A 17756-nucleotide genomic window follows, 5' to 3' on the forward strand; every position below is an offset into this window, starting at 1 on the left:
ATTCAAGCCCACCTATATTTCTGATTTTATGACGAATTGTGCGACTGCACGCCGCAATGGCTTATGTGCAAACCGGTCGCATTCTGATAGCAGAAGCCATGGATACCCAGCAGGATTCCCTGAAGCCGAAACCGGCGATCCGCGCCGCAGCCTTTTCGGTGCACATCTTCACCGCATTCGGCGCGGCGATCGCGCTATTGGCGATGCTGGAGGCCGTGCGCGAGCATTGGGCGGCGATGTTTCAATGGCTGGGTGTGGCCCTGATCATCGACGCGATCGACGGTCCGATCGCGCGCCTGCTCGACGTCAAGAACGTGCAGCCCAACTGGTCGGGCGACGTGCTCGATCTCGTGGTCGACTTCGTCACCTATGTCTTCGTGCCGGCCTACGCGATCGTCGCCAGCGGCCTGCTGCTCCCCGTCGCGGCGCCCTTGCTCGGCGTCGCCATCATCGTCACCAGCGCACTGTATTTCGCCGATCTGCGCATGAAGGCGGACGACAATCATTTCCGCGGCTTCCCGGCGCTGTGGAATGCGGCGGCGTTCTATCTGTTCCTGCTGCACTGGCCGCCGCTGTGGTCGACGCTGCTGGTGGCCGCGCTCGTCGTGCTGACCTTCGTGCCGTTCCACGTGCTGCATCCGGTCCGCGTCGTGCGGCTGCGCTGGCTGACGATGTCGCTGATCGCGATCTGGGCGCTGCTCGGCCTCTACGTGCTGGAGATGGATTTCCGCGTCGGCGCCGGCGTGACCGTCGCACTCTGTGCGATCGCGCTCTGGATCAGCTTCAGCGACGCCTTGATCCGGCTGGTGCGGTCGTTCGGATGATGCATCTGCTGACCAGCCCCGAAGCCTGGGCGGCGCTGCTCACCCTGACGGCGCTCGAGATCGTGCTCGGCATCGACAACGTCATTTTCATCTCCGTGATCGTCTCGCGCATCCCCGAAAAGCAGGCGCATCGCGCCCGCCAGATCGGACTCGCGCTGGCGCTGATCTTTCGCATCATCCTGCTCAGCCTGCTGGTCTGGCTGATCGGCCTGACCGCACCGGTGTTCTCGATTGCCGGTTACGGCTTCTCCTGGCGCGACCTGATCCTGATCGGCGGCGGCCTGTTCCTGATCGCCAAGGCGACGCACGAGATCCACGCCGAGGTCGAGGCCGATGACGGTGAGGGGGATCAGAAATCGGGCGGCAGCGCCTTTTTCTGGGTGATCGTCCAGATCATCGTCATCGACATCGTGTTCTCGCTGGATTCGATCATCACCGCGATCGGCATGGCTGAGGATATCGAGATCATGGTCGCGGCGGTCGTGATCGCCTGCCTGATCATGTACATTTCGTCGGGACCGGTCGCGCGCTTCGTCGCGGAGCATCCGACCACGAAAATGCTGGCGCTGGCGTTCCTGGTGCTGATCGGCGTCGCGCTGGTCGCGGACGGTCTCCAATTCCACATTCCGCGCGGCTACATCTACTTTGCAATCGCGTTCTCGGCGGCGGTCGAATTCTTCAACGTGCTGGCCAAGCGCAATCGCAGGAAGACCAGCAAGCCGCCGGTTTAAGGCGTTCCAGCTGCATCGAGTTGACAAGGCGGGCGCGATGTCTTTCGCTGGCCTTTGAGAAGAGGAGGTCAGAAGATGACCAAAGCGGTCCGTGTGCACAAGGTCGGAGGCCCCGAAGCCCTGGTCTATGAGAGCGTCGATGTTCCGGCGCCCGGCCCCGGCGAGGTGCGCATCCGCCAGCATGCGGTCGGCCTGAACTTCATCGACGTCTATTACCGCACCGGTCTCTACAAGGCGCCGGGGCTGCCCTTCATCGTCGGCAACGAGGCCTCGGGCGAAGTCATCGCGGTCGGGCCGGGCGTGACGAATTTCCATCCCGGCGACCGCGTCGCCTACTACCACAATCTCGGCGCCTACACCGGCGAGCGCAACATTCCCTGGGAGAAGCTGGTCAAGCTGCCCGATCACATCACCCACGAGCAGGGCGCCGTGTTGATGCTGAAGGGGCTGACCGTCTGGTATCTCCTGCACAAGACCTTCAAGGTCGAGCCGCATCACCGCGTGCTGATCCATGCCGCCGCCGGCGGCATCGGCCTTCTGGCCTGCCAATGGGCGAGGGCGCTCGGGGCCCACGTCATCGGCACGGTCGGCTCGCGCGAGAAGGCCGAGCTCGCCGAGGCCAATGGCTGCGATCACGTCATCCTTTACAACGAGGAGGATTTCGTCGCGCGCGTCAAGCAGATCAGCCGCAACGAGGGCTGCGACGTCGTCTATGACGGCGTCGGCAAGTCGACCTTCCCGGGCTCGCTGTCGTGCCTGAAGCCGCGCGGCATGTTCGTCTCCTTCGGCAACGCCTCAGGTCCGGTGCCGCCGTTCTCGATCGCCGAGCTCAACAATCACGGCTCGCTGTTTGCGACACGGCCGAAGCTCAATGATTACGTCGGGACGCGCAAGGAGCTGCTCGAAGGCGCCGACACACTGTTCGCCGCGGTCATCAACGGCAAGCTGCACGTGCCGATCAACCATGCCTACGCACTCAAGGACGCCGCCAAAGCGCATATCGATCTCGAAAGCCGCAAGACCACGGGGGCTTCGATCTTGAAGCCTTGAGAGGTCGGGCGCGGAACACCGCGCGAACCTGCCGAATTCTCGGTACGGTATCGCACAAATGGCGCCTAAGGCCCGATTGCGTCCACGTTTCCAGCACATCACGTTCTCGAAGCCGCCACGATTCGATCGTGGTTGCGGCGATGAAATGTTGATGGTCTGGCTTGGGGGCAAGATGTCAAAAACTGCGAAGGTCGAATTCAGGCACCCGGAGGCGCACTGCGCAGACTGCGGGACGAGGACGCCGCATCTGCACGAACGACGCGCGGTGGCGGGACGCATGGTGGTGCGATCGGTTTGTCTCGCCTGCAATACCGAAAGACCCAAGAACGACGCCAACGACTAGCCACGGATCGTCGGCGGGTGCGCTCGTGGAACGTCTCCGGTCACGACATGCAATGCTCGTATGCTCACTATGGTAGATCAGTACGTTTCCGACGAATTGCGCGACTTCATTTTGGAGCGGATCGATTCCGTGGCACAGATCGAATCGCTTCTTCTTATTCGATCTGATCCCCGGTCGCAGTGGAGCGCCACGCGGCTTGCGGAGCGGCTCTATATCAGCAAGGCCGAAGCCGCCGAGGCCTTGAGCCGGCTTTGCACTTCCGAACTATTGTCCTGCGTCGATGACATCTATCGCCTGGAAGGCGTGCCCGACCAGAATCGGGCGATGATCGAGCAACTCGTGGAGGTGTACTCGCGCCATCTCATTCCCGTCACGAACATCGTTCACTCGAAACCTCGCCGGATCGGCTCATTCGCCGACGCCTTCAAGTTCCGAAAGGGGTGATGATGGTGGCCTCCCTCATCTACGGGCTGTGCGCGGCGACGTCTGCGGTTTGTGCGGGGATGCTGCTCGGCGCCTACCGTCTGAAGAAATATCGGCTGCTGCTGTGGAGCGGCCTGTGCTTCGTGGGGCTCGCGGTAAACAACGTGATCCTGGTGCTCGACAAGGTGATACTACCCGATATCGACCTGTCATCGATGCGTTTGCTGGTTGCGCTGATCGCGATGACCGTGCTTCTCTACGGATTGATCTGGGACACCGAATGATCGCGAACAATCTTTCGATGGTCCTTTCCGGAGCGGTGGCGATGGCTTCGTTCGCGACGACGCTCTTCTTCGTGAAGTTCTGGCGCCAGACTTCCGATGTCTTCTTCCTGCTGTTCGCCCTGGCGTTCGGGATCGATACGATCAGCCGCGCTGCTCTCGGACTCACTCACGTTTCAAATGAGATTGAACCGGTGTTCTACCTGCTGAGGCTTGCAATGTTTGCGCTGATCATCGCTGCGATCACAGTCAAGAACCGGTCGCGCTGAAGTCATGCCGTTCCGCTTCAGGGATTTTCTCCGCTTCGGCGTCTTCGGCATCGCCGTTGCTCTGATCGTAGCATTCGGTATCTCGCCGTTCACGGGAGGAATCGTTCAGCAATGGTCGCGCAGTGATGTCGAGGCGCGATCCAGGCTCGTCTTCAATGCGATCCAGCCGTTTCTCGATCGTGACATCGAGGATCAGTCCTGGGATCGACTGAGCGAGCTGTTTGGGCGCGTGGCGCAGGACAAGAAGATACTGGCGGTTGGCTTCTGCAGCCACGCGGGAGCACTGATTGCGCCGACTCCCGAAATGCCGGCGAGTTTTGGCTGCGACAAAATCGCAAGATCCGAGAACGAAAGCTTCTCCGACATCGCCAGCGGCGGACGGCGAGTTCTCGTTGCTGCATTTCCGGTCGGCAGCACCAAAGGTCGCTCATACCTCGTCATCCTCACCGATCTGAGCTTTGCGAGCGCACGCTCGAGCCAAGTGCTGGCCTACCTGCTGGCCTCTCTGGCCGGCGCCGTGCTGGTTCTGACGGTCGGGACCATCATATTTGCCATCCTGATGCTAAGGAGCTGGATGAACTCGCTCCGGCGTGCGGTTGACGAGGTGCGCCTCGGTACCGCGACGGGGCGTCCGATGGCGGCCGGCTCTGCGCTCGACCGCCAGATCCACAAGCTGTTGCGGCGGACCGAGGACTTTACCTTGGCGCACCAGATCGACTGGACGCCGAAGGCGCTTCAAGAGCTGCTTCACGGTGTGCTGCCGGGCGCCGAGGTCTTGGTCGTGTCGAACCGCGAGCCGTATATTCACAACCGGTCGGATGACGGAGTTGTCGTGCAGCGGCCGGCAAGCGGACTCGTTTCGGCGCTGGAACCGATCATGCGGGCTTGCGGGGGCACCTGGATCGCCCACGGCAGCGGGAGCGCGGACCGGGACACCGTCGATGCGAACGACAGGATCAGGGTTCCGGAGGGCTCGCCCGCTTATTCGCTACGCCGCGTCTGGATCTCCGATGCGGAGCAGGACGGCTACTATTACGGCTTTGCCAACGAGGGGCTGTGGCCGCTGTGTCATATCGTATTCGTGCGTCCGTCGTTCCGGATCGACGATTGGCAGACGTATCAACGGATCAATCAGCGTTTCGCGGATGCCGTCGTCGCCGAGGCACGAACCGAAGATCCGGTAGTGCTGGTGCAGGACTATCACTTCGCGCTCGCTCCGAAGATGATCCGGCAGCGGTTGCCGAAGGCGACCATCATCTCGTTCTGGCACATTCCATGGCCAAATGCCGAGACGTTCAGCATCTGTCCCTGGAGGCGCGAGATCATCGAGGGGATGCTGGGAAGCACCATCCTCGGATTTCATACCCAACTCCATTGCAACAATTTCGTCGAGTGCGTCGATCGTTTCGTGGAGAGCCGGATCGATCGTGAGGTGCAGGCCGTCAGCCTTGGCGGTCACGAGACCAGGATTCGTGCCTATCCCATCTCGATTGAATGGCCTCCCAACGCGCTCGCGGGGGTGCCGGCGCGGGACACGTGCCGGGCGGAAATCCTGGAGAGGTTCGACCTTGCCAAGGAGACCAAGGTGATCGTCGGTGTCGAGCGGTTCGACTACACCAAAGGCATACCCGACCGCATGCGGGCGATCGATGCGTTGTTGACCCGCGATCCATCCTGGAAAGGGCGGCTCGTCTTCATTCAAGTCGCAGCGCCGACGCGCAGCAAGCTCGGCACATATTCGCGGCTACAGTCGGAGGCGGAAGACCTCGCATCTGAGATCAACGGCCGTCACCGGGATGGTCAGCCCCCCATTCGGCTGGTCGCGCGACACTACGAATCGAGCGACGTGTTCAAGCTGTTCCGCGCCGCAGACGTCTGCATCGTCGGCAGCCTGCATGACGGCATGAACCTCGTCGCCAAGGAATTCGTCAGCTGCCGCGACGACAATGCGGGTGTGCTCGTGCTGTCGAGTTTCACCGGCGCGGCGCGCGAGATGTCTGAGGCGTTGATCGTCAATCCCTACGACACCGAAGAGTTCGCCGCTGCGATCAAGCGTGCCATGACCATGCCCCTGGACGAGCAGGTCGAACGGATGAAGCTGATGCGACAACAGGTCAAGGAGAACAACGTCTACCGCTGGGCGGGGACCATGCTGGTCGATGCTGCGCGCCGGCGCACCCGCGAGCGGATCGTCGCTCTGACCGAATCCGGTGAGAACGCGCATCCGACGGGAGCAGGGGCGCGGACGGATTGGTCTGCGTCGCCGAGAAAGAAGCAGGCCGACGGTTGAGGCGTGATCCCGGCAGGACGGGCAATTCGCCCGTCGCAATTCCATCTCCGGAGCCTGCGCTACTATGTCAAAATGCAGCCCTGGGATCGAAGGCTAGCCGGGCTGCGTCAGCAAGCCTGCGAATGCGAAAGGATTGTGAAGGATCGCTTTCGCGTCTTTCGCGACATGCCCCATCACCGTCATCGCGTCATGTGACACGGCTCGCCAGAGCCTGCAACACGAAGGCCGCCGCGCGAAACGCGCGACGGCACCGTCATCAGAGTGGTGTTACGCCACCCGCCGTGCCGCGCCGGCCTTGGTCAGAATCCCGTCGAGACAATCGATCATCTCGGCGATCTCTGCCTTCGTGACGTTCAGCGCCGGCATGAACCGGAGCGTGTCGAGCTGCGGCGCGTTGAGAAGCACGCCTGCCTCGAACGCCTGCGCGACGATGCCGGGCGCGATCGGCAGCTTGAGGTCAAGCGCCAGCAACAGCCCGCGTCCTCGCACGCCGCCGAGACCATGCCGCGCCGAGACTTTCTGCAGCTCGCTTTCGAGCAGCAGGCCGGTCTCGGTGACCTGTTTCAGGAAGTCGGGCTTGCCGATCTCCTCGAGCACGGCGAGCCCCGCCGCGCACATCAACGGGTTGCCGTTGAATGTGCCGCCCTGGTCGCCGTGCTCGAAACAGGAGGCATGTTCGGTCGCGAGCAGGGCGGCGAGCGGCACGCCGCCGCCAATGCCCTTGCCGAGCGTCATGATGTCGGGCGCAATCCCCGTGTGCTCGTAGTGGAAGAGTTTTCCGGTCCGTCCCATGCCGGTCTGGATCTCGTCGAAGATCAGCAGGAGGCCATGCGCCTCGGTGAGCGCGCGCAACTCCTGCAGGAACTGATCGGTCGCAGGCCACACGCCTGACTCACCCTGGATCGGCTCGAGCATCACCGCGACGGTGTTGTCGTTGATCAGCTTCTCGACCGAGGCGATGTCGTTCAGCTTCGCCTTCTTGAAGCCCGCGACCTTCGGCTCGAACAGCGGCTCGAACGCCTTCTTGCCCGAGGCCGACATCGTCGCCAGCGTTCGGCCGTGGAAGCCGCCTTCGAAGCTGATGATCTCGAACGCGCCGCCTCTGTGCAGACTGCCGTACTTCCGCGCGAGCTTGATCGCGCCTTCATTGGCCTCGGCGCCGGAATTGGCGAAGAACACCTGGTCGAACGCGCTGTTGTCGACCAGCGCTTGCGCCAGCTTCAGGCTCGGCTCATTGTAGAAGGCCGGGCTCGGCGTCAGCAGCCGGTTGGCTTGCGCGGCAAGAGCTTCCGCGATGACGGACGGGGAGTGGCCGAGGCAGTTCACGGCCCAGCCCTGCACGAAATCGAGATAGCGCTTGCGGCTGTCGTCCCAGAGGTAGGAGCCCGCGCCGCGGACGAACACGGCCTTGGGCCGTGCGGTGATGTCCATCAGCGCGTCATACGGATGCGTGGTCATGTCGTACTCCTCTGGAGGCGGGTGAAAATGGGGCGCAAAAAGCAGAAAGGCCACACCTTGCGGGTGCGGCCTTCTCGAAAACTCGGCTGATTTCAGTTATTCAGCAGCGTCGTCGGACATGGCGCACCCTCTCGTCGTCGCGCGAGCGACGGCGGAGCATTTCGGTGCGCTGGTTGGTCCGGTTGATCATGGGGCGCGGCAATACACGCGAATGCCGGGCTTTGTCAAGCGGACGTTTGCCGAACGCCCGCCTGGCCTGCATCGATCAGGTCAGGTGGGCGGCTTGCTCGGTATCCTCGTCGGCCCAATCCGCGTCCGCAATCGCGCTATCGATGAACTCGCCGCGCATCAGCTTGAGCGGCGAATTCCAGTACAGCGCGATGTTGTGGAAGGGGTCAGTCAGCACCTTGAACACCCAGACGAGGCCAGTCGTGACGTCGCGGGTGACGAACAGCTGGATCATGCGAATGAGGCCGCCGCCGATGCCGATCGCGAGCCAGAGCGCGCCGACGTGACGGACGAAATCGAGACGCGTGGCGGGCGGATCGAACAGTCCGAACAGGGCAGGGAACGCGTACAGGGCGATCGGCGCGCTGCCCCAGACCAGCAGCAGGACGATCTTGCGGGTCTGGTTGTAGCCAACCTTCACCGCCTCCTTGTAATCGTTGCTGACGTCGTTGACGGCGTCGTAGCCGTTCGGCTCGAAGAAGAAATGCCCGGTCTGCCGCGTCAGCATCGCCAGCCAGCCGACGATGCCGGCAAGTGCGGGGTCTGCGAACAACAGCGCGTAGCAGCCGAGGAAGATCATGGCGCTGATCAGGTGCAATGTCTGGTTGACAGTGCTCTGGTGGTAGAAGCGGTAATCGTCGAAGCGCTGCGTGCGCAGCATGTCCGAGAGGCGGCTCATCCTCATTCCTCGCTCGCGTTGAAAGCGAGCGAGAGTTAGGACGAGTCCGTGACCTCTGCGTGAATGCATTATAGTGTCGCATTGCCGGCTCGTGTCGTCGCCCGCGTGGATGATGCGCGAGAAATTTGTGGTAACTTTTCCGAACCCGTCGCGAGCGAATCTCACCGCGTCTTTCGACGGAAACTTTCACGCCTCTAGCGCGTTTGTGATCGACGCGCGAAAATTGGCTCGAACCGGATATCGCCGGGGACAGACCAAGAGGGGCGGGACCAACAGATCGCTTTGAACCTTGTCCGATACGCCTTACCCGATCGACCTCGACAGCATTCGCGGCGCGTTTCCGCCCGGCATCGAGGTGCCATCGCTCCTGGTCGACTTTGCCGATTGGCTGAAGGGACGACCGTGGGGCAGCGTCGGCTGCTTCTCCCTGCAAGGCCAGTTCTCCGATCAGGCGCCGATCTTCGACGGTAGTCCCTTGCGCGACAGGTTTTCGCTGTTCATGCGGCTGCCGGACGGATCGGCCGTCGGCGGCTGGTATGGCGCGGGTCTCGATCGCGACAACCCGCCGATCGTGGGGCTCGGCTCCGAGGGCGACCATGAGCTGCTCGCGCCAAGCCTCGACGGGTTGCTGGCGAAGCTGACGTCGCAGCAATTCGACAAGGCGTGGAGCGATCTGAAGCCGCACGAAGAGGTCGCGTGCCAGACCGTCGAGCTGGCACAATGGCTCGCGGGGCAGGCAGCCGGCGACAAGGCGGCGTGCGATGACGGTGCAGCGGAGCTTCCGGATTTTCGCGGCTTCGTCGAAAAATGGAGCCGGGATCGCGAAGAGTATTGGGCCAATCACCGCCTGATGGCGGAGCTTGGCTGGCGCCTGGCTGCGCATCTGCCCAAGGGCAAGGATGCATGGGACAAGACGCATTTCGAGGTCGCGATTGTCGGCAAGCAGTACGAGGCCCGCATTCTTTCACGCGGCCCGCAGCCGTTCGCGGAAGCCTCCTCGATCGAATCCCTGCTGCGCGACCTGCGCGAGGAGATGCGGAAGGCCCAGCCGGAACTCGGGCTGTGGTTCGCGATGAGATTTGGCCTCTATGCCGATGGCCGCGTCATGCCGAACTTCGCATACGACGTGCGTCCGACCATCGACGGCGAGCCGGCGCTGCTTGCCGAAGCGAAAGCCGATCTCGCCCGCGCTCCAAGGCCGGAGCGCTGGGTGCCGAAATGGCTGGCGGGATATTGAAGCTCGGACGTCTTCGATGCTGCCGCCCAGCAGGGCGCGGCGAAATCTTTCGCTGACGCGCCACCTCGACCTCACGGGAACGGCACCTTCGATCCCTCTTGACTTAGAGCACGCTCGAAGGGGTATCTGTACGTGCGTCAGTACGAGAACGGGCACACATGAAGATCGGCGACCTTGCAAAACGAACCGGCTTGTCGACCCATACGCTGCGCTACTACGAGCGCATCGGGCTGCTGCCATACGCTGACCGGGATCGCTCCGGTCAACGTGATTTTGACGCATCGATCCTCACATGGATCGAATTCCTCGGTCGGCTCAAGACCACCGGAATGCCGATCCGGGACATGTTGCGTTACGCGGCGCTTCGTGACGACGGCGACGCCACCGGGCCAGCCCGGCGGCAGATGCTGGAAGTCCACCGGGAACAGGTTCGCACGCAGATCGCCGAACTCCAGGAATGCCTGCTCGTCCTTGATACCAAGATCGCCGGCTATGCCGGCGGCGAACAGAGGACGAAGGAAAATGACGCACGCCCAAACACAAGCCGAAAGCCGCTTCGATCGCGGTCAGCGGGCCCTGTCACGCATTGACGGCAGTGCCGGCGAGAAAGTCATCGCTTCGCTCGCCGACATCGCTCCGGACTTCGCACGATACGTGATCGAGTTTCCCTTCGGCGACATCTACTGTCGCCCGGGCCTCGGCCTGCGCGATCGAGAGATCGCGACGATCGCCGCGCTGACGGCACTCGGAAATGCCGCGCCTCAGCTCAAGGTGCATATCGAGGCGGGTCTGAACGTCGGGCTGTCTCGCGACGAGATCGTGGAGATCGTCATGCAGATGGCCGTCTATGCGGGCTTCCCGGCGGCGCTGAACGGGCTGTTCGCAGCCAAGGAGGTGTTCGCCGCGCATGACGGACAGCAGGCGCCGGGCAACGGCACATGACGCCGTGACCGTCAGAACCCCGCGACACTGCCGTGCAGATCATACTGGTCGGCGCGTTCGATCTTTGCGGTGACGATCTCGCCGACGCGCAAGGGACGGCGGCTCGTCAGGTACACCGCGCCGTCGATCTCCGGCGCATCGGCTTTGGAGCGGCCCTTGGCCACGGTCGGACCGACCTCGTCGATGATGATCTGCTGGCGGGTGCCGACCTTGCGCTTCAGCCTGCGCGCCGAGATCTTCTGCTGCCGGGCCATCAGCGCGTTGTAGCGCTCCTGCTTGACCTCTTCGGGCACCGGGTTCTCGATCGCGTTCGAGGTCGCACCGGCAACCGGCTCGTATTTGAAGCAGCCGAGGCGGTCGATCTCGGCCTCGTCGAGCCAATCGAGTAGATAAGCGAAGTCGGCGTCCGTCTCGCCGGGGAAGCCGACGATGAAGGTCGAGCGCAGGGCGAGATCAGGACATTCCTCGCGCCAGCGCTTGATGCGCGCCAGCGTCTTGTCCTGCGCCGCCGGGCGCTTCATCGCCTTCAGCACTTCGGGACTCGCATGCTGGAACGGGATGTCGAGATAGGGCAGCACCGTGCCTTGCGTCATCAGCGCGATGACCTCGTCGACATGCGGGTAGGGATAGACGTATTGCAGTCGCACCCAGGCCCCGAGCTCGCCGAGCTCACGCGCGAGGTCGAGGAATCTGGCGCGGACCTGGCGGTCCTTCCACGGGCTCTCCGCATATTTGAGATCGACGCCATAGGCCGAAGTGTCCTGCGAGATCACCAGCAGCTCCTTGACGCCAGCGCCGACCAGGCGCTCGGCCTCGCGCAGCACGTCATTGGCCGGCCGCGAGACGAGATCGCCGCGCAGCTTCGGGATGATGCAGAAGGTGCAACGGTTGTTGCAGCCCTCGGATATCTTCAAATACGCGTAATGGCGCGGTGTCAGCTTGATGCCCTGCGGCGGCACCAGGTCCATGTGCGGATTGTGTGCCGGCGGCAGCGCGCGGTGCACGGCGTCGAGCACGCTCTCATATTGCTGCGGGCCGGTGATGGAGAGCACGCCGGGATAGGCCTGCTCGATCGCTTCCGGTTCTGCGCCCATGCAGCCTGTGACGATCACCTTGCCGTTCTCGGCCATGGCCTCGCCGATCGCCGACAGCGATTCCTGCTTGGCGCTGTCGAGGAAGCCGCAGGTGTTGACGATGACGATGTCCGCCCCGTCATGCTTGCGGGCGAGTTCATAGCCCTCGGCGCGCAGGCGCGTGATGATGCGCTCGGAATCCACCAAGGCCTTGGGACACCCGAGCGACACGAAGCTGACCTTGGGCGCAGCCGTCTGATCCATATCCAAATCTGCCTGATTGACAGGCCTGAGCTAGTCCCAATTGCCCACAATTACAACCCTTTGCAGGGCGATCCGGCGTGCTATGGATGAATCACCTGCCGTGAGTGAGCCATGAACGCCGACCAGTCGCCCAAAATCGTGATTGTCGACGAAAGCCCGATCCGGGCCGCGATCCTGCAGGAGGGATTGCGCGAGGCCGGCTTCACGCAGGTCGTCCACATCAGCGAGATGCAGAGCCTGCTCGCCCGTATTTATGCGGTCGACCCCGAGATCATCCTGATCGATCTCGAGAACCCCAGCCGCGACGTGCTGGAGGCGATGTTCCAGGTCAGCCGCGCCGTGAAGCGGCCGATCGCGATGTTCGTCGACCAGAGCGATTCAGCCTCGATCCAGGCCTCGGTCGAGGCGGGGGTTTCCGCCTACATCGTCGACGGGCTGAAGAAGGAGCGCATCAAGCCGATCCTCGACCTCTGCGTGTCCCGCTTCAATGCCTTCGCCAAGCTCCAGGAGGAGCTCGATCGCACCAAATCGCAACTCGAGGACCGCAAGGTCATCGAACGCGCCAAGGGCATCCTGATGAAGGTCAAGGGCCTCACCGAGGACGAGGCCTATGTGCTGCTGCGCTCAACCGCGATGCGCGAGAAGAAGAAAATCGGCGAGATCGCGCAGTCGATCATCACCGCGTCGGAGATGCTGAAATGACGACCCCCCTCCGCATCGGGTTCATCCCCTTGGTCGATTCCGCCGCGCTGATCGTCGCGGTCGACAAGGGATTTGCCGCCGCCGAAGGGCTCGACGTCGAGCTGGTGCGCGAGGTCTCCTGGTCGAACGTCCGCGACAAGCTCAATATCGGCCTGTTCGACGCCGCGCATCTGCTCGCGCCAGTGGCGATCGCGTCCTCGCTCGGGCTCGGTCACGTCAAGGTGCCGATCGCCGCGCCCTTCAATCTCGGCATCAACGGCAACGCGATCACGGTGTCGCCGGCGCTCCACGCCGCGCTGATGGAGGAGATCGACGGCGACCGTTTCGATCCGATGGTGACGGCGAAAGCGCTCGCGAAGGTCGTTGCCAAGCGCCGTAAGGCGGGGGCCGAGCCGCTGACCTTCGGCATGACCTTTCCGTTCTCGACCCACAATTACCAATTGCGGTTCTGGATGGCGGCAGGCGGCGTCGATCCCGACGAGGACGTGCGCCTCGTGGTGCTGCCGCCGCCCTACATGGTCGACAGCCTCAAGAGCGGCCATGTCGACGCGTTCTGCGTCGGAGCGCCCTGGAATTCGATCGCGGTCGATCTCGGCATCGGTCACATCCTGCATTTCGTCTCCGACATTCTGGTGCGCGCGGCGGAGAAGGTGCTGGCGGTTCGCCAGGTCTGGGCCGAAAAGAACCCCGACACGGTCGCGGCGCTGGTGCGCGCGGCAGTGAAAGCCGCCGCGTTCATCGAGGATCCCGACAACCGGACCGAGGCGGCGCGCATCCTGGCGCAGCCCGAGCGGATCGGCGTCGATGCCGAAGTCATCCAGCGCACCCTGACGGGACGTCTGAAGATTTCCCCGGATGGCACCTTCCGTGAAAGCAGCCGCTACCTCCTGGTTGGACGCGAAGAAGCAGGGCGCCCCGATCCGGTCCAGGCCGCCTGGCTCTATGCGCAGATGGTGCGCTGGGGCCAGACAGCGCTCAGCCCGGAGGGGGTCAAGACGGCGATGGCGGTGTTCAGATCGGATCTCTACGACGCGGCTCTCGGCCGCCGGCCGCCCGAGCAGCCTCCCGCTCCGTTCGGAGCATTCGCCGGCCCCGCCTTCGATCCCGACGACATCCGGGGCCACCTCGAGGCTTTCGAGGTCGGACGTTGGAAGGCCTGATTCGGGCCCGCATATTCTTTGGGCAGGGTGTTCCATTGCCTAAAGGTTGACCTGACTGCCCGAATTTCGTGAAAACACGCTGGCCGACTTGTTCCGCCGAGACACCTAATCATCTGAGATCGCGTCATTTTCCGTTTTGAGCAAGCTGGCACGCAACTTGAATGTTGCAGTGCGGCCAGCTTGTCGCAGATGCCTGCTGAGCCATGTCCCACAGCAACGAAGCTGATTGGACCGTCGGGTAGCGAAGCAGGCTTTGGGGCCAGCTGAGTTCCTCGCGGGTCGTTTCTCATTCCGTCGATCCACCCAGGTGGCCGCAGGAGCTTCGTTACCGACCATGAAAATCGATACGCTCTCAGTCGACTTTACCGACGAACAGAAACGCTACCTCGAAGGTTTTACGACCGGTCTGCAGATCAGCAAGGTCGGGCGCGGTCTCGGCGGCGGCGCTGGCAAGGCAAACGCCGAGCCTGTCGGTCCCGATGCCGTGCACATCAAGGCGCAGGACAAGGTCATCGCCGCGGGCAAGAAGCTCGCCGACCAGGAGAAGATCAAGCGCGACGAGCATCCCTTCGACGCTTATCCGCGGCTGCGTCAGCAGGCGCATGACAACACGCCACCAAGCCCGGCGGACAATTTCCGCTGGCGCTATTATGGCATCTTCTATGTCGCGCCGACGCAGGACTCCTACATGTGCCGGCTGCGGATTCCGAACGGCATCATGAAGCACTGGCAGCTGTCGGGCCTTGCCGATCTCGCCGACGAGCTCTGCGGTCCCTACAGTCACGTCACGACGCGCGCCAATCTCCAGCTTCGCGAGATCCCGCCGAAACATGCCGTGAAGCTGATCGAGGGCATCCAGGATCTCGGCCTGTGCTCGCGCGGCTCCGGCGCCGACAACATCCGCAACGTCACGGGAACGCCCACCGCCGGCATCGATCCGCAGGAGATCATCGACACTCGGTCCTATGCGCGCGAATGGCACTATCACATCCTCAACGATCGCTCACTCTGCGGCTTGCCGCGCAAGTTCAACGTCGCCTTCGACGGTGCCGGCAGGATCGCGGTGCTGGAAGAGACCAACGACATCGCCTTCACGGCCTATGAGGTGAGGGACGGGTTCGGCGTCGAGCCTGGGGTCTGGTTCCGCCTAGGCCTCGGCGGCATCACCGGCCACAAGGACTTTGCGAAATATTCCGGCATCATCGTCAAGCCGGAGCAGGCGACCGCCGTCGCCGATGCCATCGTGCGCGTCTTTATCGACCATGGCGACCGCACCAACCGCAACAAGGCGCGGCTGAAATATGTGCTCGATGCCATGGGCCATGACGGCTTCCTCAAGCTGGTCGAGGAGCGGCTGAAGACGCCATTCACGCGCGTGCCGGAGGAAGCGTTCGCGCCGCGGCCTGCCGCGGACCGGATGGCGCATGTCGGCGTGCACAAGCAGAAGCAGGACGGACTCAACTGGATCGGCGTGTCGCTGCCGCTCGGCAAGCTCACCTGCGATCAGATGCGCGGCCTTGCCAAGGTCTCGCGCGACCTCGGCGACGGCGAGATCCGCCTGACGGTCTGGCAGAACCTGCTGATATCTGGTGTGCGCGACGAGAACGTCGAGCTAGCCATTGCCGCGATCAAGCAGATCGGGCTGGCGGTCGAGGCCTCGCACATCCGTGCCGGCCTGATCGCCTGCACCGGCAATGCCGGCTGCCGTTTCGCCGCGTCCGACACCAAGCGCAGCGCGGCCGAGATCGCCGACTGGTGCGAGCCGCGCGTCGCCATGGACAAGCCGGTCAACATCCACGTCACCGGTTGCCACCATTCCTGCGCACAGCATTACATCAGCGATATCGGCCTGATCGGTGCGCGCGTGCCTGTCAACGACGAGGACACGGTGGAGGGTTATCACCTCTTCACCGGCGGCGGGTTCGGTCCCGACGCCGATGTCGGGCAGGAGGTCTACCACGACCTCAAGGCTGAGGATGCTCCAAAGACGGTCGAAGGGCTGCTCAAGGCCTATATCGCCCATCGCAGCTCGCCTGACGAAACCTTCCTGTCGTTTGTACGCCGCCATGACGGCGAGACGCTGCGCAAGCTCGCTGATGCCGAGGTGTCCGCATGAACCAGATCACCCCTCCGCCGAAACTCGACATCATTCCCGCCAGCGCGCCGTTCTCCGATGCGCAGCGTTCCTGGCTGAACGGTTTCTTTGCCGGGCTGCTGTCGCCTGACGTGGCAACGCCCTTGTCGGCGGAGCAGGGCGCCGCCGTCATGCAAGCCGGCGACGGCGACGACGGCGAGGCGCCGTGGCACGACCAGACCATGCCGATCGCCGACCGGATGAAGCTCGCCGAGGGGCGTCCCGTGCGCCGCAAGATGATGGCGGCGATGGCGCAGCAGGATTGCGGCCAGTGCGGCTACAATTGCCACGACTATTCGGAAGCGATCGCGGGCAAGAGCGAGGCGCGGCTCAATCTCTGCGTTCCCGGCGGCAAGGAAACCGCGCGGATGCTGAAGTCGCTGTACGAGGAGCTGGACAAGGCCCCGGCGGCCGCCAAGGCGTCTGACAAGACGAACGCGGTGAGCGCGCCGGCGGTGACCGTGACGATTGCAGAGCCGGGCCGCTCGCGCGACAACCCCGTCACCGCGACCTTCCTGTCGCGCCGTCTGCTCAACAAGGGCAAGTCCGAAAAGGAAACCTATCACGTCGAGTTCGATCTTTCCGAGAGCAAGCTCGACTACGTCGTCGGCGACAGCTTTGGCGTGTTCGCGCGCAACGAGGTCGGGCTCGTCGACCAGATCATCGCGCTGCTCGGCGCCTCCCACACCACCAAAGTCAACGGCAAGACGCTGCGCGAAGTGCTGATCGACGACGTCTCGCTGTCGCCGGCACCCGACACATTGTTCGAATTGATCTCCTTCATCACCGGCGGCGCGCAACGCGAGAAGGCGCGGGCGCTGGCGCAGGGCGAGGATCCCGATGGCGATGCCGCCACCCTCGACGTCATGGCGGCGCTGCAGAAGTTTTCCGGCACCCGGCCGCATCCGGAGGCCTTCGTCGAGGCGCTGGAGCCGCTGCAGCCGCGGCTCTATTCGATCTCGTCGTCGCACAATGCGACGCCGGGAAAGCTGTCGCTGACGGTCGACTCCGTGCGCTACGTCGTCGGCAAGCGGAGGCGCCTCGGCGTCGCCTCGACCTTCCTCGGTGAGCGCATCAATGAGGGCGAAAATCTCAAGGTGTACGTGCAGAAGGCGCACGGTTTTGGCTTGCCCGAAGATCCGAAGACGCCTGTCATCATGATCGGCCCCGGCACCGGTATCGCGCCGTTCCGCGCCTTCCTGCTCGACCGCAAGGCGACCGGCGCGCCGGGCAAGAACTGGCTGTTCTTCGGCCACCAGCGCAGCGATTGCGACTTCTTCTACCAGGAAGAGCTCAACGCGATGAAGACCTCGGGGCAGTTGACCCGTTTGTCGCTGGCCTGGTCACGCGACGGCGAAAAGAAGTTCTACGTGCAGGACCGCATGCGCGAGGTCGGCCGCGAATTGTGGACCTGGCTCGCCGAAGGCGCGCATCTCTACATCTGCGGCGATGCCAAGCGCATGGCCAAGGATGTCGAGCGTGCGCTGGTCGACATCGTCGCCCAGTTCGGAGCACGTTCGACGGATGAGGCCGTCAGCTTCGTCGCCGAGCTCAAGAAGACCGGCCGCTTCCAGGCTGACGTATACTAGTCATCCGAGCCGGTTCCGATTGGGTCGGATTTGAACGAATAAGATTCTCGGAACCTGGATCCGAAGAGAATTTACGTCT

Annotated in this window: 18 protein-coding genes; 14 read left to right on the plus strand and 4 right to left on the minus strand. The window is 63.3% G+C overall.

Annotation, left to right across the window (positions count from 1 at the left end):
• Positions 1-56 precede the first annotated feature (56 nt).
• The 6 genes from pcsA to IVB24_RS21350 all read left to right on the plus strand — a co-directional run bounded on the left by pcsA (position 57) and on the right by IVB24_RS21350 (position 3921).
• Positions 57-824, plus strand: a complete 768-nt coding sequence (pcsA, locus tag IVB24_RS21325) for a phosphatidylcholine synthase (protein WP_247768504.1) — start codon at positions 57-59, stop codon at positions 822-824.
• A complete protein-coding gene (locus tag IVB24_RS21330; RefSeq protein ID WP_140479745.1) occupies positions 821-1555 on the plus strand; it encodes a TerC family protein in 735 nt (244 codons plus the stop codon). Before pcsA ends, IVB24_RS21330 begins: the two co-directional genes overlap by 4 nt.
• Before the next feature lie 75 nt (positions 1556-1630).
• Positions 1631-2605: a quinone oxidoreductase gene (locus IVB24_RS21335; protein ID WP_247768506.1), complete on the plus strand. Its 975-nt coding sequence runs from the start codon at positions 1631-1633 to the stop codon at positions 2603-2605.
• Between the two features lie 439 nt (positions 2606-3044).
• Positions 3045-3392 (plus strand): hypothetical protein, encoded by a 348-nt coding sequence (locus IVB24_RS21340; RefSeq protein ID WP_247768508.1) that lies wholly within the window; start codon positions 3045-3047, stop codon positions 3390-3392.
• On the plus strand, positions 3392-3655 hold the full coding sequence (locus IVB24_RS21345) for a DUF5985 family protein (RefSeq protein WP_247768510.1): 264 nt from the start codon (positions 3392-3394) through the stop codon (positions 3653-3655). The genes IVB24_RS21340 and IVB24_RS21345 overlap by 1 nt, the downstream gene beginning before the upstream one ends.
• Positions 3652-3921 (plus strand): DUF5985 family protein, encoded by a 270-nt coding sequence (locus tag IVB24_RS21350; RefSeq protein WP_247768511.1) that lies wholly within the window; start codon positions 3652-3654, stop codon positions 3919-3921. The genes IVB24_RS21345 and IVB24_RS21350 overlap by 4 nt, the downstream gene beginning before the upstream one ends.
• On the opposite strand, the gene IVB24_RS21355 is transcribed toward IVB24_RS21350, so the two are convergent.
• On the minus strand, positions 3902-4195 hold the full coding sequence (locus IVB24_RS21355; RefSeq protein ID WP_247768513.1) for a hypothetical protein: 294 nt from the start codon (positions 4193-4195) through the stop codon (positions 3902-3904). The two genes, IVB24_RS21350 and IVB24_RS21355, sit on opposite strands and share 20 nt — an antisense overlap.
• 30 nt (positions 4196-4225) lie before the next feature.
• Here IVB24_RS21355 and IVB24_RS21360 point away from each other — a divergent pair, with 30 nt between their 5' ends.
• Positions 4226-6211, plus strand: coding sequence for a trehalose-6-phosphate synthase (locus IVB24_RS21360; RefSeq protein WP_247768515.1), 1986 nt, complete (start codon positions 4226-4228; stop codon positions 6209-6211).
• Between the two features lie 267 nt (positions 6212-6478).
• On the opposite strand, the gene IVB24_RS21365 is transcribed toward IVB24_RS21360, so the two are convergent.
• Both IVB24_RS21365 and IVB24_RS21370 read right to left on the minus strand, forming a co-directional pair.
• Entirely contained in the window at positions 6479-7669 is a 1191-nt protein-coding gene (locus tag IVB24_RS21365; RefSeq protein WP_247768517.1) for an acetylornithine transaminase, read from the minus strand.
• Positions 7670-7934: 265 nt separating this feature from the next.
• The gene (locus IVB24_RS21370; protein ID WP_247768519.1) at positions 7935-8576 is read right to left on the minus strand and encodes a hypothetical protein; all 642 of its coding nucleotides are present in this window, start codon (positions 8574-8576) and stop codon (positions 7935-7937) included.
• A 289-nt stretch (positions 8577-8865) separates the two neighbouring features.
• On the opposite strand from IVB24_RS21370, the gene IVB24_RS21375 reads away from it, so the two are divergent.
• From IVB24_RS21375 to IVB24_RS21385, 3 genes are all read left to right on the plus strand, one after another.
• Positions 8866-9813 carry a hypothetical protein gene (locus IVB24_RS21375; RefSeq protein ID WP_247768521.1) on the plus strand — a complete coding sequence of 316 codons (948 nt, stop codon included), beginning with the start codon at positions 8866-8868 and terminating at the stop codon, positions 9811-9813.
• 158 nt (positions 9814-9971) lie between these two features.
• Positions 9972-10403 carry a MerR family transcriptional regulator gene (locus IVB24_RS21380; protein WP_166469319.1) on the plus strand — a complete coding sequence of 144 codons (432 nt, stop codon included), beginning with the start codon at positions 9972-9974 and terminating at the stop codon, positions 10401-10403.
• Positions 10336-10755, plus strand: a complete 420-nt coding sequence (locus tag IVB24_RS21385) for a carboxymuconolactone decarboxylase family protein (RefSeq protein ID WP_166477109.1) — start codon at positions 10336-10338, stop codon at positions 10753-10755. The genes IVB24_RS21380 and IVB24_RS21385 overlap by 68 nt, the downstream gene beginning before the upstream one ends.
• A gap of 11 nt (positions 10756-10766) precedes the next feature.
• Here IVB24_RS21385 and rimO read toward each other — a convergent pair whose 3' ends face one another.
• Entirely contained in the window at positions 10767-12092 is a 1326-nt protein-coding gene (gene rimO, locus IVB24_RS21390) for a 30S ribosomal protein S12 methylthiotransferase RimO (protein ID WP_247768522.1), read from the minus strand.
• Between the two features lie 111 nt (positions 12093-12203).
• Here rimO and IVB24_RS21395 point away from each other — a divergent pair, with 111 nt between their 5' ends.
• The 4 genes from IVB24_RS21395 (at position 12204) to IVB24_RS21410 (ending at position 17677) form a co-directional block, all read left to right on the plus strand.
• Positions 12204-12794 (plus strand): ANTAR domain-containing protein, encoded by a 591-nt coding sequence (locus tag IVB24_RS21395; protein WP_094973960.1) that lies wholly within the window; start codon positions 12204-12206, stop codon positions 12792-12794.
• Positions 12791-13954, plus strand: a complete 1164-nt coding sequence (locus tag IVB24_RS21400; RefSeq protein ID WP_247768524.1) for a CmpA/NrtA family ABC transporter substrate-binding protein — start codon at positions 12791-12793, stop codon at positions 13952-13954. The genes IVB24_RS21395 and IVB24_RS21400 overlap by 4 nt, the downstream gene beginning before the upstream one ends.
• A 334-nt stretch (positions 13955-14288) precedes the next feature.
• Positions 14289-16070: a NirA family protein gene (locus IVB24_RS21405; RefSeq protein WP_247768526.1), complete on the plus strand. Its 1782-nt coding sequence runs from the start codon at positions 14289-14291 to the stop codon at positions 16068-16070.
• A complete protein-coding gene (locus tag IVB24_RS21410; protein WP_247768528.1) occupies positions 16067-17677 on the plus strand; it encodes a sulfite reductase subunit alpha in 1611 nt (536 codons plus the stop codon). Before IVB24_RS21405 ends, IVB24_RS21410 begins: the two co-directional genes overlap by 4 nt.
• The last annotated feature ends 79 nt before the right edge of the window (positions 17678-17756 follow it).

Source organism: Bradyrhizobium sp. 192 (assembly GCF_023100965.1).
Lineage (GTDB): Bacteria > Pseudomonadota > Alphaproteobacteria > Rhizobiales > Xanthobacteraceae > Bradyrhizobium > Bradyrhizobium symbiodeficiens.